Below are 24,056 nucleotides of genomic sequence, written 5' to 3'. Positions count from 1 at the left end.
GCTTTGTCCTTTCTCTATTTTATAGGTATTTTCATTTGTTGTTTTTGAATTATATTTTGTATATTATTTATATAATCTGGCTTATACTCTAATAATGGTACTGTTTTGTATTCTAATAGAGGTATTGCTGGAGAATTAAATTGAGGTAATAACGGAGTTGTTATATTTTCATATGCATGACTTCTATTAGTGTGCGGTGTTTCAAATCTATAATTTCGAGGATTATTATACCAGTCTCTAAATTATTTAGGTGTCATTTTCTCGTTTAGGTTTTTGCTTTCTTGTACTGTTACAAATTCAGGATTATAAACAGTAATCGGATATTTTGGTGTTAATGCAGACGATTGATTTAATATTGCATTAAAATAATTAGTTGTCCTTAATACTACTGTATAATGCGTACGTTCTTCAATATTTTATGGTAAAACAGCCTTAGGTTAGTAAAGCCGCTTTGCTGTGAAATACTAAAAAATTAAGGGGGAATTCAAATTTCTCATAGGTTAGCACAAGAAATTTGAGTATTTGTTTTTTTAAAAAGTTCAAAAATTATAAAGTATTTATCTCAACCATTGGGAGAAGAAAAAATAAAATGTCTTCCTTTTCCTCTAGTTCCTAAATCTTAGTTTCTCCATGTACTATATGATTAAAATCAAAATTTCGAGTAATAGAATTTTTTTGATAAGCATAACCATAATTCTTTAGTCAATTCAGAATATGATTTAAATCTCATTAAGTTCTAAAAATTAAAATGGATAAATATCATTTTCTACTATTTCTGTACTTATTTTCTTTATATTTCTTGTCAATTTTCCAATTTTTATATTAATTTGTCTCTCTTCTTCCATTTTTTTCCTATTATTCCAATTTGAAGAATCAAAAAAAACATAGTAATCTAGTAATGGATCAAATTTTCCCAATCTATAAAAACTACTCCATTTTTTTATTTCTTCCTTAATTCTTGTTTTAAAGTCTTCTCTAAATTTTTCTCTTTCATCATATATTACATAATTAATTATACATAAATACTCTAATAATGATAAACTATGAGATTCTTGTAATTCATTATTTTCCCTTAAATCTCTTTTCAATTCTAGAAATTCTTCTATTGCTTTTTTTAATTCTAAATATTTGTTCATGTTATTTTCCCTTTCTTAAAATATTATTTAGGATATTTCATTATAGTTATTCCTGAAATTTCCCAAGGTTCTCGCTGAAATACTTTGACTTATATTCTATAGGTTTTTTTGGTTTCAGAAGAAAAGCTCTACCTTTTGAAAAGGGCTTATAATAGACTTCCATATTTATATCAAAATCTTCCTTGCTCAATATCAAGTTATATTCTGTCTTAAAAAAATTATGTATCCGATTAAATTCTTTTTCTTTTAGGTCTTTGTCACTCCTAAGATCAATACAGGAAAGGAGCAGGGAAAAAATGGAAAATACCAAAAACTATTTTTGATATTTTCATTACTGAACTATACCAAAAATTTTGAACTACTTTTAAAAACATAAATTATCCTTTCTTTTAAATGTTTTTTTACATTCACTTGTACTCATAATATTTAACTTGCTATATATTTTTTTTATTATACCACATTTCTTTATAATTGTATATTTCTGCTTTATGTTTTTAGACTTTCAAACCTTTACTGCAAGATAAGGTTTTGCGACAACAAGTAATCCTGTGAAAGTAAAAAAGAAAAAACATAGTAATTATGAAAAAATATTTATTAATCAAAATATCTAAAAAATAATTTAGTTGAATGATTATAAACCAATTATCAAACAACCTTATTATAAAAAATTATTCCTATTTTTAAGCGGGGTTTAATATAAAAATCTTATAAAATAAAAAAGAGCGCGTCTAAATGCACCCTCTTCCATTATTTTCTGACAATAATCAGTTTATATTAAAACTTAATTTCACAAAAAATTTTATTTTTTTACTTTTTCCACATCATCTTTTTTCTTTAAATCTTTATCTGCTTCTTTATCTTCCTCCTGTTTTACTCCCCACGCTTCAGGCTTAGGCACACAAACTGGACGTCCTTCTGGCAGCATATCCCATATTTTTTTTAATATTCCCATTAGAAATACACCTCTTTTATGTTTGCTTTCAAATTTTATTCGTATTTTTTAATTTTTTTGTTAAAATTCTATCAGGTTCAGTTAACGTAGCTTTTAAGCAATCTAATTATAAATCAATTATTTAAACATCTTTGTTCGATGTTTATATTTATTCATATTTTAGGATTTCTAAAATTATTTTTTTCTAAATAATGAGCAAATTTCCATAATTAACATTTCAACTCCTGTTTCCATTTCTATTTTACCAGTCTTTATATCTTTTTCGATTTCCCAGCATCTAAAAACTAATTTTTTTAAACTGGCATTTGTGTAGTTTTGCTCCAGTTCTATTTTTTTGAAAATTACATAGGAATTTGGGATTCTATTATTGGATTTAAAAATTTCTTTTATTTCTTCAAATTCTATTTTAAAAGTGTTGTAATTTTTACTGAATTTTCGACCTTTCATTTTTAACGAGCTTATTTTGTACATTATTTCAAGTTCATTGTAAAGAGAATACAAGATTCCCATATATTCTTTTTTTTGCTCCAAGTATCTCATTACATCCGCCGGATTGTTTAACAATGTGTTTCGGGTCATTTCATAAATTTGATAATCTTTTTCAATAGATACAATATTTTTAATTTTTTCAATATCAAACTTTTCTCCATCCAGAAAAATTTTAATTTTTGCAACTTCATTTCTGACCTTAAACGGATTGCTCCCTATCATTTCAAGAAGCATTGCCACACCCCTTGCGTTTATATTCAGTTCATTTACAACATAAGCCCGTATTTCCTCTTCTGTTTCCTTCTGAAATAAAAAAAATTCCATTTGTTTATTTTTACTAAATTCATCCAGCAGCTTTTTTAATTTTACTCCAAATTTCCCATCTTCCTTGTCATAATCAATAATAATTTCCTTATTTACTATCTCAAGATTTGCTATGTATTTCAAAATTTCCTCAATATTTTTAAGCTTTTCCGCTCTTTTCAATACTACCAGTTCCTGACTTGAAAATATGGAATTAATATTTATTTTTTCCAAAAATTTTTCATTTTCCTTCAAATCCACATCAAAAAAACTTTCACTAATTCCAATATTTTCTTTCCGAATTTTCTCCAAAAGTTCAAAATATTTAAATTCTCTTTGCTTTTTTCCTCCAATAAAATAAATCATTTATTTCCTCACGTCTATAATTATTTTTTATTTCTTGAGAAAATTATATCAAATTTTTTGTATAATTTGAACTTTAAAACAAAAAACAAATAAATTTGTTAAAATCATATTCTATATTTTTCTCTTATTTGATTTTTATATGTCTCAGCCTGAGTTCCGTATACTACTTGAATTCCTTTTCCAGAACGAATTACACCTTTTGCCTGCAATTCTTTCCATGTCGCATCATTAGCAACTATAGAAGCATCCTTTACAGTAACTCTAAGTCTTGTAATGCAGGCATCTATATTTTCTATATTTTCTGCTCCTCCTAATGAAACTACTATATTGTCTATAAGTTCTGTATTTTCTTTGGCTTCGTTATAATCTTTTCTTGTGTAAAGTTTATTTTCAGAATCTCCTCTACCTGGTGTAAGAATATTAAATTTCAAAATTAATGTTTTGAATACAAAATAATATACAAGTGCGTATACAGGCCCTAATATTAGTATCCAGTAATATGAAGTTTTTGCATTTCCTTGTAAAAGTCCAAAGAAAGTGAAATCTATAATTCCTCTTGAGAATGTAATTCCTACTGCCACATTAAGCACATACATCAGCATATAGGCAAGTCCTTCAAGCAATGCGTGAATTACATATAGTACAGGCGCTACAAATAAGAAAGTGAATTCTATTGGTTCAGTTATTCCTGTAAGGAATGATGTCAATGCAGCTGATAGCAATATTCCTTTTACAACCGCTTTGTTCTTACCATCCGCAGTTCTGTACATTGCAAGGGCCGCTGCAGGTAATCCAAACATCATAGGTAAAAATCCACCTGTCATTGTTTTTGTTGCTGCTGCACTAAAATGTTTTACTGATGGATCTGCAAGCTGTGCAAAGAATATATTTTGTCCTCCTGCTACCATCTGTCCTGCCACTTCCTGATAACCTCCAAGCTGAGTATACCAGAACAGAGGATATATAGCATGGTGCAATCCAAATACATTTAACAATCTCATTGTAAATCCATAGAAGAATGTTCCTATAGCCCCTGTAGCTGCAAACATTTCTCCAGCTTTCACAATTCCCATAAAAATTGTAGGCCAAATAAACGGAAATATCGCTGCCAAAGGAATAAACAAAATAATCGTCATAACAGGCACAAATCTATTCCCACTGAAAAATGCCAAATAATCAGGTAATTTTTTATCTGAAAAACTGTTTGTAATTGCCGAAGCCACAATACCACACACGATACCGCCAAATACACCGGTCTGTAATGTAAATATTCCAAGTTCCTTCGCATATAATGCCGCTGTTCCTCTTGCCGCAGCTTCACTCAAACCTTTTCCAATAAGAGCGTCATAAGTTACCGAATCAGGAGTTATCCCTTTAAAGCTGAGTATTGTTCCTATTATAGTGTGAAAAAGCAAAAATCCTAAAACAGCTGATAAAGCGGCAGTTTCTTTATTTTTATTTGCAAGCCCTATAGCTACACCAACCGCAAACAGTAAAGGTAAATTTGCAAAAACAAATAATCCTGTATTAGAAAACAGCTGCATAAGATAATTTAACGGTGTTCCCGGTTCAAGAAAAGTTAAATTATACGTTTTTATAAGGACAGGATTTGTAAAAGAACCTCCCACTCCTAAAAGTATCCCTGCCATTGGCAAAACTGCAATAGGAAGCATAAAAGCCCTTCCTATTTTCTGTAATACTGCAAAAATTCCATTATTTTTCATAGCATATACCATATTGAAACTATTTAAAATATTAAATTATTCTCCCTTCTTGTGTTATAAAACAGTTTCAATAATTTCCTTTCTATAATATTTATTTTAATTACTAATTTTTATTTCTCCATTTCCCTAACAAATCTTTGAGCTATTTCAAGAGGTCTTGTTATGGCACCTCCAACAACTACTGCAAACGCACCTAATTCCAGCATTTTTTTCGCCTGTTTTGGCTCATGTATCTTCCCTTCGGCTATTACTGGAATATTAAGAGTTTTAGCAAGATTTTCTACTAATTCAAAGTCAGGACCTTCTGATTTTTTGCTATAAGGAGTATATCCACTAAGCGTTGTTCCTACAAAGTCTACACCAGCTTTCTCAGCATTCACACCTTCTTCAAATGTTGAAATATCCGCCATTAATAATACATCAGGATATTTTTCCCTAATTTTTTTTATAAATTCATTTATTGTTTTTACTTCAGGACGTTCTCTCATTGTACAGTCTAGTGCAATTATATCGGCTTTAGCTTTTACTAAATCATCTATTTCCTTCATCGTTACAGTTATATGCTGAGGAAATCCTTCATATTGCTTTTTGATTAACCCTATAACAGGTAAATCTAAGTTTTTTTTAATTTCTTCAATATCTCTTATTCCATTTGTTCTTATTCCAGCTGCTCCAGCTTGTTCCGCCGCAATAGCCATAAGATGCATTATAGTCCCATCTTCTATATAAAGAGGTTCTCCAGGCAACGCCTGACACGAAACTATCAATTTCCCTTTTAATTTTTCCAATAATTTTTCTTTACTCATAATTACACCTTCTTTTATCCTTCAATTAATATTTCTTATATTCCTATGTTACCCCATTTTTTCAATTTGTCAATAGAAAAAGGTTTTAACTTTTTATTATAAAAAAAATTTTATTTTAATCTTTTTCAAATTATGCTTGAACTCTTTTATACCAAAACAAATTTATGATTTTAATATCGTAGTTCTAATTTTTTACTTTAATTTGAAATGATTTTTATACTCTTTTACACTTTATTTGTCGATTGTTACTGTATATTTTTTATTGCTTGATCTAATCCTGTTGTATTCACATAAACTTCTTAGAATTTCTCCTACACTTTTTTGTATTGTTTGTATATAATTTTGCATCTATACTTAAATTTACTTATTGTATTTAGACATCCATTTAATATAAGACAGCCGAGTAGTTTCATAATTCGACTCTTTTCGCACTCAACTAACTAAAATTAACAAAAAATGGAGTGTAACATCAAAGTTCTACTCCATTTTATTTTTTAAAAATTAATAAGATTTAGCTAATTCATAAAGTTTTTCATATTCTCTTGCTGATCTGTCCCAAGAAAAATCAAGCTCCATATTTCTTTTTACCAATTTTTCCCAAATGTCAGGTCTGTCATAATAAATTCCTTCTGCCACTTTTATTGTAAAAAGCATATCGTCTGCATTAAAGTTTGTAAATGAGAACCCATTTCCTTCATCTGTAAAAATGTTGTAAGGCTGTACAGAATCTTTTAGTCCTCCAGTTTCCCTTACAATTGGTATTGTTCCAAATCTCATTGCTATCATTTGGCTAAGTCCGCAAGGCTCATATCTTGATGGCATGAGGAACATGTCACTTCCAGCGTAGATTTCATTTGCAAGCTGTCCGTTGTACCCAAGATAAACTTTGAATTTATCTGGATATTTCCATGCCAAGTGGTTATAGTAGTCTTCGTAGAATTTATCTCCACTTCCTAAAATCACTATTTGAACAGCGTCATATTGCAATAAGTTTTCAAGTGCGGCTGATACCAAGTCCAGGCCTTTTCCTTCCACAAGTCTTGAAACTATGGAAATTAAAGCAACATCTGATTTTGGCAATCCTAATTTTTCTTGCAGTAAATATTTATTTTCTTTCTTTTTATCTAAAGAATCCTTATTAAAAGGAATTATTCCCTTTGTTGTTTCAGGATTGAATTCTTCTACATCTATTCCGTTTAAAATACCGTGAATATATTTTCTATTTGTAATCCATTCCAGCCCTTCACCAAAGTAAGCGTATTTTATTTCTTCGGCATAAGTTGGACTCACTGTATTTACAACATCTCCATATCCAATTCCAATTTCCATAAAGTTCAAGTCATGTCTGTCATCCATATAATATCCCATTCTTTCAAATGAGTATTTAGAGAATTTTCCTTGATACATTAAGTTGTGAATTGAATAAACTGTTCTCATATCCCAGTAAAATGGATCATAATTATACCTAACATTCAAAAAATATGGAACTGGACCAGTTTGCCAGTCGTTACAATGCAAGATATCCGCCTGTAAATTAATTTCCTTCAAAAATCTAAGTGCCAATTCTGAAAACATCGCATATTGAACATCCTGATCAAAATCACCGTAAACATGTCCTCTTTCGTACAATGCTTTATTTTCAATAAAGTAATAATTTATCTTATCATCTGGGTATCTTACTAAATTAAACACATCTTCGTGACTTTCAAGCCTTGCTACCCATTCCAGCTTTTCAAGATATTTTAACGGTATTATATCATATTTAGGCATTATTATAGAAACTTCATGTCCTAATTCCTGCATTTTTTTAGGCAATGCCCCCAAAACGTCAGCTAGTCCACCAGATTTATAAAACGGAGCCACTTCAGATGCCAAATATACTATTTTCAAATTAATCACTCCTATTCTTAAAAATATTTTTAGTACAATCATTTTAAAACCAAACTGCAAAATTATGATTATTCTATTATTCTACTATTTTACCAAAACCTTTTTTATTCTATCAGTTTGGTTTTAGAAGGTTTTAGGCATATTCTAAAATATTCAAGCTACCAAGATCCACTATTTAAAATAGTTTAAAAATCTCAATAACTTGAATTTTTTTAAATTATTAATTTTAGACAGTGCAAACTACCATTTTACAGTTTCCCCTGTTTCAATTAATCTATTATGCTCATCAATTTTTACTCCAGAAAAAATTCTTACATTTTTACCAATAATTGAACCATCAGGGATAACTACACCTTTACCAATAACCGTTATTCCTGAAGACAGCAAGTCTGGACGTTCTTTATTTGGAATATTTGCATTTCCATTCCCTATAAATGAATTTTTACCAATATATGTGTTTTTATCAGAAATAATTGTATCTAGGTGAGAATTTGCATCTACATAAGTTCCAGAGAAAATAATACAATTTCTCACAGTTGCACCTTTTCTAACTGTAACTCCAGGTCCTAATACTGAATTTTCCACACTTCCTTCGATTTTACATCCATTACAGATTAATGAATTTTGAACGCTTCCTGTAACTCCGATTCTTACAGGTGCCAAGTCTTCACTTCTTGTGTAAATTTTCCATCCTTGGTCATACAAATTAATTCCAACTTCTTCGGATTTTTTGATTAAATCCAGATTTGCTTCCAAGTATGAATCATAAGTTCCTACATCTTTCCAGTAGCTATCATAAGTGTGAACATAAACTTTTCTATCTTCGTGAATCATTGCAGGAATAACGTGATTTCCAAAGTCTAAATCGTGGTTTTCCAATTTTTCAAGGTATTCTAATAATGAATCTGTGTTAAAAATATAAATTCCCATTGAAGCTAAGTTACTTTTTGGTTCAGCTGGTTTTTCTTCAAAGTTTAAGATTTTTTTATTTTGATCAACTTCAAAAATACCAAATCTGCTTGCTTCTTCAATAGGTACAGGCTGTACAGCTATTGTCAATTCAGCGTCGTTTTCTTCATGTTCTTTTAACATCCATCTGTAATCCATTTTGTAAATATGGTCTCCAGATAAAATTAATACATATTTAGGATTTCTACTTTTAATAAAGTCAATATTTTGTCTAATTGCGTCGGCAGTTCCTTGATACCAAGAATTTCCACCAAGTTTTTCATGTGGCTGCAACATTGTAATTGCAGTGTCTCTTCTGTCAAAATCCCATGGTTTTCCAGATGCAATATGCTCATTTAATGATAATGGCAAATATTGAGTTAATAATGCAACATCGTAAATACCCGAATTTGAACAGTTACTTAGCGCAAAATCAATAATTCTAAATTTTCCAGCAAAAGGAACACTTGGTTTAACTCTTTTTTCTGATAGAATGTCAAGCCTTGACCCTCTTCCACCAGCTAAAATCATAGCTAAAACTTTCATATAAATACCTCCATTTTTGTTCTTTACACTAAAAGTATACCCCCATTTTTCAAAAAATCAAATTATTTTTTTAAAAAATTTCTTTTGATAATATTATCTGTTATTTAAATTATGTAGCTTAATTTATATTATAACAACGCTCTTTTTATTTCATAGTAATTTTACAACAAAACTCTATAGATTTACATCTTTTATTTTAATAATTCCCAATATTTTTTCAATTAACTCTTCAAAAATTTTATTTTTGTCTTTTTCTTTTTGGTGCATTATTAGAAAATATAAGTCTGTATAAAACTCTTTTTTTATACCATTTATAACATAATGTCCACATTTTATCTTCTTTTTATTTTTTAAAACCAGTATTCTTTCTTTATTTTCTTCAGATTTAGAAAAATAGATTCCAAATTTTAAATTGTCAAACTGAACTTTTTCAATGTTTTCATCCTTAATCTCATCTTTTTTTAAATAAAAATTTCCGCATATCTCGTGATTTAATGTACCAATATTTTCTTTATCCATATAAAAAATGAAATCTTCTGTATTTTTTCTCATAAATTTCTCCTTTTGATTTTTAATTTTTTAATTATAATCAAATCTAAATTATTAAGATTTTTTGACATTAGTTCAAATTATACATAGATTATAAGTCTATAATTTTAGATTCCCTATTATTAGTTTACATCTAACCTAGTATATTTCAATATTATTCACCTCCTATATAATATTTATTTATTTCCCCATATCTTTGTTTAAATTGTTTAATTTATTAAAAAAATAAATTATTAAAAAAATTATATCATAATAATTTCAAAATTTTTAGAGTATATTTTATATTTTGTTAATTAGTCTAAATATATCTAAAACAAATATATTATAGAATTTATAAAAATTAAAATAAAATTAAATAAAAGGTTAGAAATAAAATAAAACTCTTTAAAACAAAGGTTTCTTGTAATTATAAATTCAAAATTATAAAAAATTAATAACTAAAAAAATATTAAACACTTTAAAAACAAAAAATTTGACTAATAAAAAAATATATGGTTAAATTATATATAAAATTTATAATTTGGAGGATAGTATGAAAAAACCTATTATCGGGATTTCCAGCAATATACTTGGACTGGAAAAAGGTCTTTTTGCTGGCTATAAACGAGCTTATGTTGATGTTTCCTATATCAATGCTGTAATAAATGCTGGCGGTGTACCGCACCTTCTGCCTTTGAATGAGCATGAGGATGTTATTGAGGAATTTGTAAAAAATGTGGATGGAATAATTTTAACTGGAGGAAATGACGTTTTTCCACTTCTTTATGGGGAAGAGCCAAAAGAGAAGCTTGGAGAAATATTTCCTGAACGTGATAAATTTGACTCGCTTCTTATCCGTTATGCAATAACTTATAAAAAGCCAATTTTCGGAATTTGCCGTGGAATGCAGATAGCCAATGTTGAATGTGGAGGTTCCCTTTATCAGGACCTTTCCTACAATGAAAATGTTTCAATAAAGCATTTTCAAAAAGCCAGAGCCCACACGCCTACTCACTCCATTACTGTGGCAAGCAACTGCTTTTTAAGCGACATTTATCCTGAAGGAATTGGATTTATAAACAGCTACCATCATCAGACAATAAATAAGCTGGCACAAGGATTTGTTGTAACAGCAAAAAGTGCAGATGGAGTAATAGAAGCAATTGAAAATATTTCAGATGAAATTTTTATCGTTGGAGTTCAATGGCATCCAGAAATGATGGCAATTAACGATGAAACCGCACAAAAATTATTTAAAAAATTTGTAAATGAAGTAAGTTCAAGGAAAAAAGATTAATTAAAGAAAAAAATCATAGCCTATTTAACTATGATTTTCTTTTTTTATAAATATTTTTTCTAGTTAGCAAAGTGTTTCTTCCACTTTTTTACTTAATTCTGCTACATACTTATCAACAATTTTTTGACTTTCTGCTTCAACCATTACTCTTATAAGTGATTCTGTACCCGAAGCTCTTACTAAAATTCTACCTTTTCCAGCGATTTCTTTTTCCTTTGCCTTAATAAAGTCAATTAATTCCTTATTTGTTTCCCAAGTTGCTTTTTTCTCTTTTGCAACAAAGATATTCTTAGAATCTTGAGGCCATAATTTTATTCCTTTTACAAGTTCATGTAAAGTTTTTCCACTTTCTAAAATAGCTGCAACAAGCTGAATTGATGATAAAACTCCATCTCCAGTCGTATTGTAGTCAAGCATTAAAATATGTCCAGACTGCTCCCCACCAATGTTTAAACCATATTCTTTCATTTTTTCAAGAACATATCTATCTCCAACATTTGCACGAATTAATCCAATTCCTTTTTCATCAAGATATTTTTCAAATCCCATATTGCTAAGAACAGTTGTTACAACTTTATTATCATTTAACAAACCTCTTTTTTTCATATATTCTGCAATAATCGCAATAATCAAGTCTCCATTTATAATTGCACCTGTATTATCAACAGCAATTAGCCTGTCAGCATCTCCATCATAAGCAAGCCCTAAATCAGCCTTATAAACCTTTACAACTTCCTGAAGAAGTTCTGGATGTGTAGATCCACAATTTACATTAATATTTTTCCCATTTGGAATATTATTAATTACGATAACGTCCGCTCCTAAATTTTGAAAAACTTTTGAAGCAACTCTATAAGCGGCTCCATTTGCTGTATCAATTACAATTCGCAATTTTGAAAAATTAGTTTTTACAGTAGAAGTAAGGTAATCCAAATAGATTCTCATATCATCTTCCACATATTTAAATGTTCCTAAATCATCACCTGGGACTTGATGTTTTAAAAGTTCATCCTTTTTTTCCATTAATTTTTCAAGTTCCTCTTCAACTGAATCAGGCAGTTTATAGCCATTTTGACTGAATATTTTTATTCCATTGTCCTTTACAGGATTATGTGAAGCCGAAATCATAATTCCTGCATCAGCCTTTAATTTTCTAGTTAAATAGCAAACTCCTGGAGTAGGCATTACTCCTACAAAATCAATATTTACACCCATAGAATTTAATCCAGCAGTAAGTGCTGAACGAATCATATAACCTGAAATTCTTGTGTCAGTTCCAAGAATAATTTTTGGTTTGCCAGCTTTTTTTCTATGTTTTTTTAAATAATATCCAAGAGCAAGTCCTAGACGGGTAACTAAGTCGATTGTCAAATCTTTGTTAGCTTCCCCTCTCATTCCATCGGTTCCAAAATATTTTCTAGCCATTATACTTCCTTCCTATTCTTTTTATTTTTTTCTTTTATTTTCCTTTTCACTTTCTTTTTTTAAAAAACTGAAAACAGCCTTTTTTTCTGATTTGCTCTTTTTAACATTTTTGGCTGCTTCTTCTGATACAGTTGTAGCAGTATCTCCTATTGGCAATACAATTGAAATCTCTGTTCCCTTATTTATTTTAGAATCAATTTCAATTCTTCCATTATGAATCTCTACAATTCGTTTTACTATCGCAAGCCCCAGTCCAGTTCCACCTGTTGCCTTTGTTCTTGACAAGTCAACCCTGTAAAATCTGTCAAAAATTCTTTTTGCATCTTCATCAGAAATTCCAACACCTTCATCTCGAATTGAAATTCGTCCAAAACCGTCTTTAATAAATGATTTGATATAAATATTTGTATGTGGTTCAGAATATTTTGTAGCATTTTCGATTAACGCTCTGATCGCTTGTTGTAACAATGTTTCATCACCTTTAATCTTGTAGTTTTCTCCTGTTTCAAGATGAAACTTATGAGTTTTAGTAGAAACTACAGTATCAGAATGAATTTGATGAACCATTTCATTTGCATCAATATCTATAAATTTTGTATTAATTTTTGTAATCTCACCTTTAGCCAAAAATAAAAGTTTTTGGATTAAATTACGCATATTATCAGTTTCACTAATTATCGAATCAATCGATTCTACAAAGATGTCAATATCAGTAGTTCCACGTTTTCGTATAATTTCCGCATAACCTTTTATTATTGCAAGTGGTGTACGCAATTCATGCGAAGCATCCGACACAAATTTTGTTTGATTTTCAAATGACGTTTCAAGTCTATCTAGCATTTCGTTTATAATAAGTGTCAAATTTTGCAATTCATCTTCCTCTTTTGGAATTTCTATCCTTTTACTCAAATCATCTGTTGAAATACTCTTAGCTGTTTTTATTACGTTATTAATAGGTTTCAAAATTCTTCTACTCATTATTTTTGAAACGATAATTGTAATAACAACACCAATTATCGTAAATAGAATAACAAGATATTCCAGCCTTTTATAAATTTGATTTTCCTGCGTTACATTCTTTAAAGTATAAATATTAAATTTGTAATTTTTTATTTCACGACTTACTTTGAAAACAAAATATTTATTTTTTTCAATATTTATTATTTTTCCTTCATAGTCGTTGTCTTCTAAATTAAAAGTTTCAAGTAAATTAACCATTTTTTCATTAGTCATAGAAGCTTCTTCCGTGTCAGTGTCTCCAAGTGTATTAATTGGAATTACAGAATCTTTAGCTTGCTTTATTTCTAGCACATATAAATAATTTTCTTCACCAGGATTAAACGGCTTTACATGAATAACTTTTTTCCCTTCAATAATTTCAGGATTAAAATCAAGTGTAAGGACATTTGTTTTATCCGAAAAAATTCCAACTTTATCCAAAAAACTGTTTATTTCATCCATTTTATCGCTGGCAGAATCTTCTAACACTTTATTTGACTGCCTTTGCAGTGAATAAACAAGAATAATATTAGAAACTAATATTAATACCAAAAATAGAAGAGCGTAATTTGCTGAAATACGATCTTCTAGTTTCAAATTTTTCATCCTTTACTCCTTATTTAAAAATAAATCCAATTCCTCTTACAGTTTGAATAAATTTTCTTTCATAAGGTCTGTCAATTTTATCTCTTAAATATTTAATATACAAATCAAGAATATTGTCATTTCCAATATAATCAAATCCCCACACTTCTTCCAAGATTTTATCTCTTGATAAAACAATACCTTTATTTAACACTAAAAAATCAAGTAATTCAAATTCTCTTTTTGAAAGTTGAATTAGATTTTTTCCATATTCTCTGAACACTTCATAAGTTGAATAGTTAATTGTCAAATCTTCAAATTCAAATATTCCTTTATGAACAACAGATTTTTTAGTTCTTCTAAGAAGAGCTTTTATTCTTGCAAGCAATTCTTCATTTGAGAAAGGTTTTGTCATGTAGTCGTCTGCTCCATAGTCAAATCCTACTACTTTGTCACTAATTTCATCTTTTGCAGTAAGCATAATAATAGGTACTTGTGAAGTTTCTCTTATTCTTTTACAAACTTCCATTCCACTCATTTTCGGAAGCATCACATCTAGAAGGATAATATCGTATGAACCATACTTAGCCATGTTTAATCCTTCTTTACCATCGTATGCAAAAAATACATCAAACCCTTCAAATTTTAATTCAATTTCAAGTAATCTCGAAATTTTAGGATCATCTTCAATTACTAATATTTTTTCTCTCATAATTATCTCCAATTCTATTTTTGTTTTTAAATTTATAATTTTCAATCTTCTCATTTTAAAAAATAAAAAGTTTCTAAATATATAGATAATTATAACCTATTTTTTTTGATTTGTATAGTATTTTATCTTTTTTTTATTATAATTTTTAGTGAATATATAGTTTGGTTATTATTAAAAAATATAGTGTTCTGAGTATTACCCTTTTTTTTAGTTAAAATTATTATTAAATTAAAGTTTATATTTGTTAAAATTCAGCAGTGTCCATATCACTGTCAGACTGTCCTTCAGGCAGTTTTATTCTTATCAAATCCATTGGTCCCATTTCCACATCTGTTTCAATAATAGCGATAGTATTTGGATTTACGTATTCTTGCAATTCATCATTTTTTGTATTTAAAAAATTTTCTACTTTGAATTTAACAGCATCTCCAATTGGACGTACAAGTTCCAAAGTTTCTGTTGCATAAACTTTATTTCTTATTTGAATTTTGTATTTATTTGTGTCAACTTTTTCAAGTACGTTTGCAACAAGTCTGTAAGTTTGACTGTAAGAAAGACCCGTTTCATAATTCTGATCCTTTTCAGAAGTCGGTCCTAAATAAAATCCGTTTGAATATTGTCTATGGCTAATTGTTTTAAGCTCTTTTAGCCAATCTGGATTATATTCATAATTTCCAGAATAATAATTATCCAATGCTCTTTTATACTGTTTTACAACAGTTGAATTGTAGTAAATACTTTTCATTCTTCCTTCAATTTTTAATGAATCCACACCAGTTTCAAGAACTTTGTCAATAAATTCGATGGAACATAAATCTTTAGCGTTAAACATATATGTCCCTTCTTCATTTTCTACAATATCGTGAGCCCCAGTTTCCTCATGCCCTTCCGCAATTACCTTATAATTCCAACGGCAATCCTGTGCACAGATTCCACGGTTTGCATCACGGTTTGTAAAGTAATTACTTAATAGGCATCTTCCTGAATAAGCCATACACATTGCTCCATGAATAAATACTTCAATTTCCACATCAGGTACTTTTTCACGAATAGTTTTTATTTCTTTTAACGACATTTCTCTAGCTAAAATAACTCTTTTTGCTCCCATATCCTTCCAAGTTTTTACACTCATCCAGTTTGTATTATTTGCTTGAGTACTTACGTGTATTTTCATATTTGGAGCATGTTGCCTAACCATCTGGAAAACTCCTAAATCAGCCACAATTACAGCATCCACGCCAAATTCATCAAGTTTTTTTATAAATCTTGGCATATATTCGATCTCTGTATTATGTGCAAAAATATTTAGTGTAACATATATTTTTTTACCTAAACTATGAACATAGTCCACGGCTTCCTTTAATTCTTTATTTTTAAAGTTTGAAGACATCCCTCTCAAGTTGAAAGCACTTCCTCCAACAAAACAGGCATCAGCTCCGAAATGAAAAGCTGTTTTTAACTTTTCCATATTTCCAGCTGGTGCCAATAATTCTACTCTTTTTTTTGTTTCCATTTTTTTATTTTCTCTCCTTAATTTTTCTTTTTCTTTATTTTTATTATTCAGCAGGCGGTACAAATTCATCATCTACAACGTTTACAAACTGTTGATAGCTTGGTCTAAATCCTAATTCTATGGTTCCAGTCGGTCCACTTCTATGTTTACCAATTATTAGTTCCACTTTTTCAAGTTCATTTTCATTATCTTTTGGGACTTCCTGTGATGCACTTAGATATTTTGATGGAACATTCATGTTGTTTACTTCAGGAGCAGTGTCTTTGTGATAATATTTATCACGATATAAAAACATTACCATATCTGCATCTTGCTCAATTGCCCCTGATTCCCGCAAATCTGACAAAATTGGTCTTTTATCCACTCTCTGCTCTACTCCACGTGATAGCTGTGACAGTGTTACAATTGGAATATTAAGCTCTTTTGCCAATATTTTTAATGAACGTGAAATTTCGGATATTTCCTGTTCCCTGCTTTTTCTTGAATTTTCAGATGGATTAATTAACTGCAAGTAGTCAATTAACATAAAGTCTAATTTTCCTTCGGATTTTAATCGCCGTGCAGTGGCCTTTATTTCCAACATTGTTACACTTGAAGAATCTGAAATATAAATTGGCATTTCAGAAAGCCGACCTAATCCACTTCCCAAATTTACAAGTTCTTCTGGTGTCATTGTACTGTCTTTTAGAGCTTTTAACCGTATTTTTGCCTCACTTGCTACAAGTCTGTCAAACAATTGCTCATTTCCCATTTCTAAACTGTATATAAGTACGCCTTTTCCCTGCCGTGCAACATTTATAGCCAAATTTAAGGCAAAAGCCGTTTTACCCATAGCAGGACGTGCTGCAAGAATTAATAAGTCAGAGCCGTGAAATCCACTTGTTATACTGTCGTATCTATCAAATCCTGAAGAAATGCCAGTTATCTTGCCTTTACTCTCGCTATAATTATCCATTTGTGTAATTTTGCCTTGAACAAGCTCAAATAAAGGAACAATATCCTTTTTCTGCTTGGATTCAGCAATTTTGAAAATCATGCTTTCTGATTTATCCAGCATTGTATCAACTTCTTCGTAACCACGCATCGCCATTTTGACGATTTTTTCTCCAATGCCTATTAATTGCCTCTGTATAGATTTATCTTTTATAATTTGAGCATAATTCATTGCATTTGCAGCAGTCGGCACAACTTCTGTCAAGTCATAAATAATGTCCTCGCCTCCAACTTCATCCATCAGTTCCTGCTTTTTCAGCGATTCGATTATCAGAAGCACATCGATTATTTTTCCAACATTATAAGCCTTTACCATTTCTGAAAAAATCAGCTTATAGTTATTTTTGTAAAAGTCCTCAGATGTTACAATATCGACAACATCTCCAATAACATTAGGATTTATAAATATAGATCCGAGCAAGGCCTCTTCAGCTTCGATACTAAACGGCTTGCTGTTTTCTTCTTCTTCCAAATCATACAATCCCATTTTTGTAATTTCTCACTTTCTATAAAAATCCCATTTGAAAATCAAAACTAGAATCTATAATATTAAACTATTTAGCTTCAACTCTAACTTTCAAATTTGCTTTAACTTCAGAGTGAAGTTTTAATTCTACGTTATGCACTCCAATTTCCTTAACTTTTGAATTAGCAGAAACTTTCTTTTTATCAATTTCAACATTTAACTGCTCCTTAATTGCCTCTACAATTTCCTTTGCTCCAATTGAACCAAACACTTTATTATTTTCTCCAGCCTTCACTTTTAAAACAATTTCTTTTTCAGCCAAGAACTCCTTCAATTCATTTGCATTTTTCACATCTTTATCATGATTTTTCTGAATTTTTTCATTTTTTGCCTTCAATTTATTAACATTCTCAGGAGTTGCGAGTATTGCCTTATTTTTATTTAATAAAAAGTTATTCGCATATCCATCTTTTACTTCCACAATTTCATCTTTTTTTCCGACACCTTTTATTGTTTCCTTCAAAATTACTTTAATTTTCATATTTAATCATTCCTTTCTTTGTTTAAATTTTTTTGTTCAATATTTTAACATTATTTTTTTTCCAAAATCTTTCCATCAAAAAACTTGACTGCATTTTGCAAAAATTTATCCTCTTCATTTTGTGAATCTTCACTTTCGAGAAAAGTTTGGATCATAATATCTGAATTACAGATTTGATTAATAACTGCTTCAATTTTCGGCTTTTTCTCGGGCAGTAAAACTTGTTCGCTGTGAAATTTTTGATTTTTGGGGAATTTTATATACAAAACTCCATTTTCCACTCTATCTGGGCTGCTTTCTATCGCCAATGCCCCCAGCATAACGCTTACCTTTTTTATTCCAGCCAAAACTTTTTTCCAATTTTCAGTAAAAATTGAAATATCATAATCTTTTACAATTTTTTCAGTTTTTTCCATATTTACAGGTTCGGAAATTCCCATAGAGCCAGCCTTCTGATTCACAATATTAGCATTTTTAATAACTTGGCTTAATACTTTTTCATAAATGCTGTTTGACATATCTTTCATGTCGTTTTTATTAAAAGCAGGAATGTTTTCACTAGAATTTGTACTTTGGGAATTTTTCTTATTCTTTTTATAAAGCTCATGGATAAGTACATAGCCAAGCAGCCTTTTATCCTCTTCATACTTAAATTCATTCAAGGTAAAAAAAATCGCACTTATCGTATCCAGCAGAAAATTTACTGATAAATCCGTTTTTTTCCTAAACTGCTCTTTTAAATAATACGAAAAATCCTTTAAAAAAGTTTCGATAATAAGTCCATCTTCCCAGATTTTATCAATAAAATCAACTAATTTTTCTTTATCGCCTTCTTTTACTAGATTTAAAAATTCTTCCAGAATAACGTCAGGCACAACTCCCAAAGCATTCTGCGTCTTTGTAATATCAATTTCTTCATTGTTGAAGTTTGACACAACTTGCTCAAAGATAGAAAAACTGTCCCTTGCACTTCCTTCAGACTTTCGGTAAATCAAATCAAGGCTTGCATCGTCAATCTTAATATTTTCCTTTTCAGCCACATTTTTTAACAATTTTTTTATATCTTCCTTATCAATTGGCAAAAAATCATACCGCTGACACCTGGAAATAACTGTATCTGGAATCTTATCAATCTCTGTAGTCGCAAGAATAAATATAACGTGTGAAGGAGGTTCCTCCAGCGTCTTCAAAAGTGCATTGAAAGCCTCTTTTGTAAGCATGTGGACTTCATCAATTATATATATTTTTTTTCTTCCTTTAACAGGCTGATAATTTATCTTTTCTTTGAGTTCACGAATTTCATCAATCCCACGATTAGAAGCCGCATCAATTTCAATCATATCCATAGAAATCCCTTGAGAAATTTCACGGCAGTTTTCACACTCTCCACAAGGATTATCTGTCACATCCTCACTATTCAGGCAGTTTACACCTTTTGCAATAAGCCTTGCGATAGTTGTTTTTCCAACTCCACGTGGCCCTGTAAACAAGTACGCATGCGAAAGTTTATTTTCCCTCAAAGAATTTTTTATTGCCCTTAACACAAATTCCTGCCCTGCAATTTCGTCAAAATTCTGAGGTCGATATTTTCTATATAAAGTAATATTCAATGTTCTCACCCTTTTTCATTACTGTTTGATATTATAACATTTTTACTATGATTTGTGAACTACTGAAAAATTAAATGAAGAATAACTAAACAATCTCGTATATTTGAAAAATACACAGAAAATTATATTTTTCAATTACAATGAATCTAGAAAATCTCTTCAAATAATACCTATAAAAAACATTTTATATAACTAAAAAAATATGTTTTGAATAAAAATTTAGAAGGGTTAGATTAGAAGTGAGAATACACGAATATATAGAAATGTGATATTATGAAACCAGATTACATACTAAAATAGATTTTGTAACTCTAAATAAGTTGCAAAAAATTTGGATTCTACAGTATCAAAAAAACAAAGAAATATTTGGATAATGTTTTTTAGTAAAACTTTTAAAAAATTCTACTTTCACTTACAACAAAATCCAAGACTACATCATGCTCTTCTGACGGAACTTTTTCAATAATCTGAAAATCATAACAAATACCAATAAACAAAACTTTTTTATTTTCCCCTCGAATCTTTTTCAAAAAAGTATCATAATACCCACCGCCAAATCCAATTCTATTTTTTTCCAAATCAAAAACAACTGCTGGAACAATTACAATATCCAAAATATTTTCGTTATAAAAATCGCTGGAAGAAGATTCGTAATACCCAAATTTATGTAATACAAGCTCATTTTCCTCATATTTATTAATTTTCATTTCTCTATTTTTACTATCTGTAATTTTGGGGATAAAAAAACTTTTCTTAGGATAAAGTTCCATCAATTTTGTGATTCTCACTTCATTTTTCATGTCCATAAAAATCATTATATTTTCAGCATTTTTTATAAATTTCCCCAAATTTTCAATAATTAAATCACTTTTTTTTTCTACTTCTTCAGTGGATAAAGTATTTCTTTTTCCCAAAATTTCTTTTCTAATTTTATTCTTTTCCAGCTGTAAATCTGTTTTTTTGTTTTTCATGTTAAAATGCTCCTTTATTAATGCTTTTCAGTCATTGTAAAAGTATATAAATTTCAATAAATATAATTTTTATTCTATTATTTTTTTCCATTCTCTGAAAAGAGTGATTAATCTCTTGTACTTATAAATACCGCTATCATCCAATAATTTTATTGCTTTTACTTTTACAATTTCCTATAATAATATTTTATACATTCCCCATTAAAATAAATTAGTTGTAAATTCTAAGTTCCTATAATTACCGAACAGGACTATTAATTATTTAATTTTCATTGGAATGCCAGACACCACAAAATAAACTTCATCAGCTCTTTCTGCAACAGCCTGATTCATCTTTCCTGCAATTTCACGAAAATAACGTCCCAATGGATAACTCGGCACAAGCCCCAACCCCAGCTCATTTGACACAATTACCGTATTTTGAAATTGACTTGTTATATTCAGGAGTTCATTTACTATATTTTCCACATTTTTGTTCAACTTTTCCACAATTTTTACATAAGATTTCTTGTCAAAATTATCCCAGTCAACATCCTTTTCCTCAAAAATTATATTAGTAATCATATTTGTTAGACAGTCCACAAGCATATTATTCTTAATACCTTCTTTTATTTTAGGAAAATATTCATTTAAATTACTTTCAAAATTTTTATAAGTTTCCACAGTTCTCCAATCGTTTTTCCGTCTTTCCTTATGCAACCTCACCTTTTCCTTCATTTCTTCATCAAACACAAGCGATGTTGCCAAATACACATTCTCCTGCTTCCCATTATTCAAATTTAAAATTAACTCTTCAGCAAACTTGCTTTTCCCACTTTTTGCTCCGCCAGTAACAAAAATTATCGCCATTCCTTTCACTCCTTTTTCACAAATTTCTATAAACAAAAAAACAACCTTACATAAAAGTTGTTGTTTTTAATTTTTTGTTCCAATCCTTATTTTAATGGATTCACTATTCTTAGCTTTTTCTAAAAACTTATTGTACCATATTTTTTTGATTTTTCAAAGTTTTTTAGAAAAATTTCCCATTCAAATATTTTATACTAAACTCTATTAAAAAAACAGAAATAAAATTCTACAACAATTAATTTGGTAGCCTTGTAAAAAAGACTTTAATTACATGAATTTTCTGATTTCTACTATTCAAATGAGCACTTAGTATTACTTTATCAAAACAAAAAAAGAGAAAAATAATATTATTAAATTTCTCTCTTTTCTCAAACTATATAAAAATATTTTTAGTTAAATTTTATTTTTTTCTGCTGTCAATTACTTTTTGTGCCAAGTCTCCCATTAATTCTTCATATCTTACAAGTTTCATTTCAAAGTATCCACGTCCTTGCGTGATGGCTTTCAATTCGTTGGCATATTTGAATGTTTCTGACATTGGGGCTTCAGCTACTATTTTTTGTTTTGTATTTTTGTGGGCTTCCATTCCTATTACTCTACCACGTTTTTTGTTGATGTCACCCATTACATCTCCGATATATTCTTCTGGAATGATAATTGTAAGTTCCATAATTGGTTCTAATAAAATTGGTTTTGCTTCCAGCATTCCCTTTTTGAAGGCCAAGTTTGCGGCAATTTTAAAGGCTAATTCTGAAGAATCTACATCGTGATATGAACCGTCGTATAAGACAGCTTTTATGTTAGTTACTGGATAACCAGCTAGAACTCCCTCTTTTAGCGATTCTCTTAATCCTTTTTCTACAGCTGGAATATATGATTTTGGAACGCTTCCACCTGTAATTGTTTCTTCAAAGACAAAGTCTTCATCTACGTGAGAAAATTTAATTAATACATCTCCGTATTGTCCGTGCCCTCCTGACTGTTTCTTGTGTTTTCCTTGAACATCAGAAGTTCCTTTGATTGTTTCACGGTACGGCACTTTTAATTCGATAGTTTTTATTGATATTCCAAATTTAGCTTTTAATTTTTCGATAACTGTTGCAGAATGAAGTTCTCCTTGTACTCCTAGCACTGTCTGTCCTGTTTCAAGGTTTCTGTGCCAAGTGAAAGACGGATCTTCTTCCATCAGGCGGTTAAGTCCAGAAGACATTTTTTCATCATCATTTTTGTTCAAAGGCTCTATTGCCACGAATAATTGTGGTTTTGGAAAAGTTATTTCCTTTATGGCAGCTTCTTTTTCATTAGTTGACAATGTATCAGAAGTTCTTGTACTGTTAAATTTTGAAAATACAACAATATCTCCAGCGATTCCCTTTTGAACTTCTTCCATTTTATTCATAACGAATGTGTAAATTTTTCCAATTCTTTCTTTTGTTTTTCTATTTATATTAAAAACTTCGCTATCTTGCTTAACTTCACCAGAATAAACTTTTGCGTATGAAACTTTTCCTAAAAAAGAATCAATAGTAGTTTTGAAAATTTGGCATGTAAATGTATTTTTTTCAGGCTCAATTTTTTTATTGTCATTAGGTGATGGCAAGAAATCCTTTACCATGTCAAAAGTTGTGTGAAGTCCAATATTTTTTAGAGTCGCACCGCAAATAACAGGAATTACAGAACAGTCAAGCACTCCCTGTCTAAGTCCACGATGAATTTCAGCTGTTGTAAACTCAATTCCATTAAAATATTTATCCATTAATTCTTCATCTGTTTCAGCTACTGCTTCCAAAAGCATTTCACGAATTGAATTTATTTCATCATCCATATCAGCGGGCATTTCCACAGTTGCACATTCATTTTTATTTTTATCAAATTCCCTTGCAAACATATCAATTACATTAATATGCCCACGAAATTCGTCTCCCCGTCCCCAAGGTACATGAAATGGAGCGATTCTTTTACCATATTTTTCTCTCAACTGTGAAAGAATCTTTTCATAATCAGCTTTTTCATTGTCAATTTTATTTACAAAAATAAATCGTGGAATATTTCTGCTGTCTGTCAACTCAAGAGCCGTTTCTGTCCCAACTGTTAAATCAGTCGTTCCGTCAACAATAATAATCGCTCCGTCAACTGCCGCAAGTCCCGATTCAACTTCACCAAAAAAATCTCCGTACCCTGGAATATCCACAAAATTAAATTTCGCAGCCTGATACTCAATAGCATGCAAACTCAAAGAATTAGTAATTTTTGTATCATTTTCATTTGCTGCAATACGATTAGTAAGTCCAGCTGTAAATTCCAGTCCCTCCACCATATTACTCTTTCCTGAACCGCTATGTCCTAAAATTCCTACATTTCTAATGTTACTGCTGTCATATATTCTCATAACATTTCCTCCCTGTAT

Annotated in this window: 19 protein-coding genes and 1 pseudogene; 1 reads left to right on the top strand and 19 read right to left on the bottom strand. The window is 29.7% G+C overall.

Annotation, left to right across the window (positions count from 1 at the left end; genetic code table 11):
* Positions 1-14 precede the first annotated feature (14 nt).
* The 9 genes and pseudogenes from BQ5344_RS12595 to BQ5344_RS04235 all read right to left on the bottom strand — a co-directional run.
* Positions 15-233, bottom strand: a pseudogene (locus tag BQ5344_RS12595) (GH-E family nuclease); the annotation flags it as partial.
* Positions 234-743: 510 nt separating this feature from the next.
* Positions 744-1,136, bottom strand: a complete 393-nt coding sequence (locus BQ5344_RS04265; protein ID WP_071124305.1) for a hypothetical protein — start codon at positions 1,134-1,136, stop codon at positions 744-746.
* A 799-nt stretch (positions 1,137-1,935) separates the two neighbouring features.
* Positions 1,936-2,088: a hypothetical protein gene (locus BQ5344_RS12275; protein WP_021769234.1), complete on the bottom strand. Its 153-nt coding sequence runs from the start codon at positions 2,086-2,088 to the stop codon at positions 1,936-1,938.
* 174 nt (positions 2,089-2,262) lie between these two features.
* Complete coding sequence (holA, locus tag BQ5344_RS04260; RefSeq protein WP_071124304.1) at positions 2,263-3,246, bottom strand: DNA polymerase III subunit delta; 984 nt, start codon at positions 3,244-3,246, stop codon at positions 2,263-2,265.
* A 104-nt stretch (positions 3,247-3,350) separates the two neighbouring features.
* On the bottom strand, positions 3,351-4,970 hold the full coding sequence (locus tag BQ5344_RS04255) for a PTS transporter subunit EIIC (RefSeq protein ID WP_071125478.1): 1,620 nt from the start codon (positions 4,968-4,970) through the stop codon (positions 3,351-3,353).
* Between the two features lie 110 nt (positions 4,971-5,080).
* Entirely contained in the window at positions 5,081-5,776 is a 696-nt protein-coding gene (locus BQ5344_RS04250; RefSeq protein ID WP_071124303.1) for an N-acetylmannosamine-6-phosphate 2-epimerase, read from the bottom strand.
* 501 nt (positions 5,777-6,277) lie between these two features.
* Positions 6,278-7,666 (bottom strand): glycogen synthase, encoded by a 1,389-nt coding sequence (locus BQ5344_RS04245; protein ID WP_071124302.1) that lies wholly within the window; start codon positions 7,664-7,666, stop codon positions 6,278-6,280.
* Positions 7,667-7,906: 240 nt separating this feature from the next.
* Entirely contained in the window at positions 7,907-9,160 is a 1,254-nt protein-coding gene (locus BQ5344_RS04240; RefSeq protein ID WP_071124301.1) for a glucose-1-phosphate adenylyltransferase, read from the bottom strand.
* 174 nt (positions 9,161-9,334) lie between these two features.
* Positions 9,335-9,712 (bottom strand): hypothetical protein, encoded by a 378-nt coding sequence (locus tag BQ5344_RS04235; protein ID WP_021769228.1) that lies wholly within the window; start codon positions 9,710-9,712, stop codon positions 9,335-9,337.
* 529 nt (positions 9,713-10,241) lie between these two features.
* Here BQ5344_RS04235 and BQ5344_RS04230 point away from each other — a divergent pair.
* Positions 10,242-10,985: a gamma-glutamyl-gamma-aminobutyrate hydrolase family protein gene (locus BQ5344_RS04230; RefSeq protein ID WP_071124300.1), complete on the top strand. Its 744-nt coding sequence runs from the start codon at positions 10,242-10,244 to the stop codon at positions 10,983-10,985.
* Positions 10,986-11,048: 63 nt separating this feature from the next.
* On the opposite strand, the gene glmM is transcribed toward BQ5344_RS04230, so the two are convergent.
* The 10 genes from glmM to BQ5344_RS04180 form a co-directional block, all read right to left on the bottom strand.
* Positions 11,049-12,410, bottom strand: a complete 1,362-nt coding sequence (gene glmM / locus BQ5344_RS04225; RefSeq protein WP_071124299.1) for a phosphoglucosamine mutase — start codon at positions 12,408-12,410, stop codon at positions 11,049-11,051.
* 21 nt (positions 12,411-12,431) lie between these two features.
* Positions 12,432-14,015: a sensor histidine kinase gene (locus BQ5344_RS04220; protein WP_071124298.1), complete on the bottom strand. Its 1,584-nt coding sequence runs from the start codon at positions 14,013-14,015 to the stop codon at positions 12,432-12,434.
* Positions 14,016-14,025: 10 nt separating this feature from the next.
* Positions 14,026-14,706 carry a response regulator transcription factor gene (locus BQ5344_RS04215; RefSeq protein WP_006805100.1) on the bottom strand — a complete coding sequence of 227 codons (681 nt, stop codon included), beginning with the start codon at positions 14,704-14,706 and terminating at the stop codon, positions 14,026-14,028.
* Between the two features lie 244 nt (positions 14,707-14,950).
* Positions 14,951-16,219, bottom strand: coding sequence for a peptidase U32 family protein (locus tag BQ5344_RS04210; protein WP_071124297.1), 1,269 nt, complete (start codon positions 16,217-16,219; stop codon positions 14,951-14,953).
* Positions 16,220-16,262: 43 nt separating this feature from the next.
* Positions 16,263-17,699 (bottom strand): replicative DNA helicase, encoded by a 1,437-nt coding sequence (gene dnaB / locus BQ5344_RS04205; RefSeq protein ID WP_071124296.1) that lies wholly within the window; start codon positions 17,697-17,699, stop codon positions 16,263-16,265.
* Positions 17,700-17,766: 67 nt separating this feature from the next.
* Complete coding sequence (gene rplI, locus BQ5344_RS04200; RefSeq protein ID WP_071124295.1) at positions 17,767-18,219, bottom strand: 50S ribosomal protein L9; 453 nt, start codon at positions 18,217-18,219, stop codon at positions 17,767-17,769.
* Between the two features lie 50 nt (positions 18,220-18,269).
* Positions 18,270-19,829 carry a DNA polymerase III subunit gamma/tau gene (dnaX, locus tag BQ5344_RS04195; RefSeq protein WP_071124294.1) on the bottom strand — a complete coding sequence of 520 codons (1,560 nt, stop codon included), beginning with the start codon at positions 19,827-19,829 and terminating at the stop codon, positions 18,270-18,272.
* Between the two features lie 392 nt (positions 19,830-20,221).
* On the bottom strand, positions 20,222-20,800 hold the full coding sequence (locus BQ5344_RS04190; protein ID WP_071124293.1) for a 5-formyltetrahydrofolate cyclo-ligase: 579 nt from the start codon (positions 20,798-20,800) through the stop codon (positions 20,222-20,224).
* 258 nt (positions 20,801-21,058) lie between these two features.
* Positions 21,059-21,649 (bottom strand): bifunctional adenosylcobinamide kinase/adenosylcobinamide-phosphate guanylyltransferase, encoded by a 591-nt coding sequence (cobU, locus tag BQ5344_RS04185; protein ID WP_071124292.1) that lies wholly within the window; start codon positions 21,647-21,649, stop codon positions 21,059-21,061.
* Between the two features lie 400 nt (positions 21,650-22,049).
* The gene (locus tag BQ5344_RS04180; RefSeq protein WP_071124291.1) at positions 22,050-24,038 is read right to left on the bottom strand and encodes an elongation factor G; all 1,989 of its coding nucleotides are present in this window, start codon (positions 24,036-24,038) and stop codon (positions 22,050-22,052) included.
* Positions 24,039-24,056 lie beyond the last annotated feature (18 nt).

The sequence above is a fragment of the Leptotrichia massiliensis genome (assembly GCF_900104625.1).
Lineage (GTDB): Bacteria > Fusobacteriota > Fusobacteriia > Fusobacteriales > Leptotrichiaceae > Leptotrichia > Leptotrichia massiliensis.
This window is presented reverse-complemented; position numbering and strand designations above follow the sequence as displayed.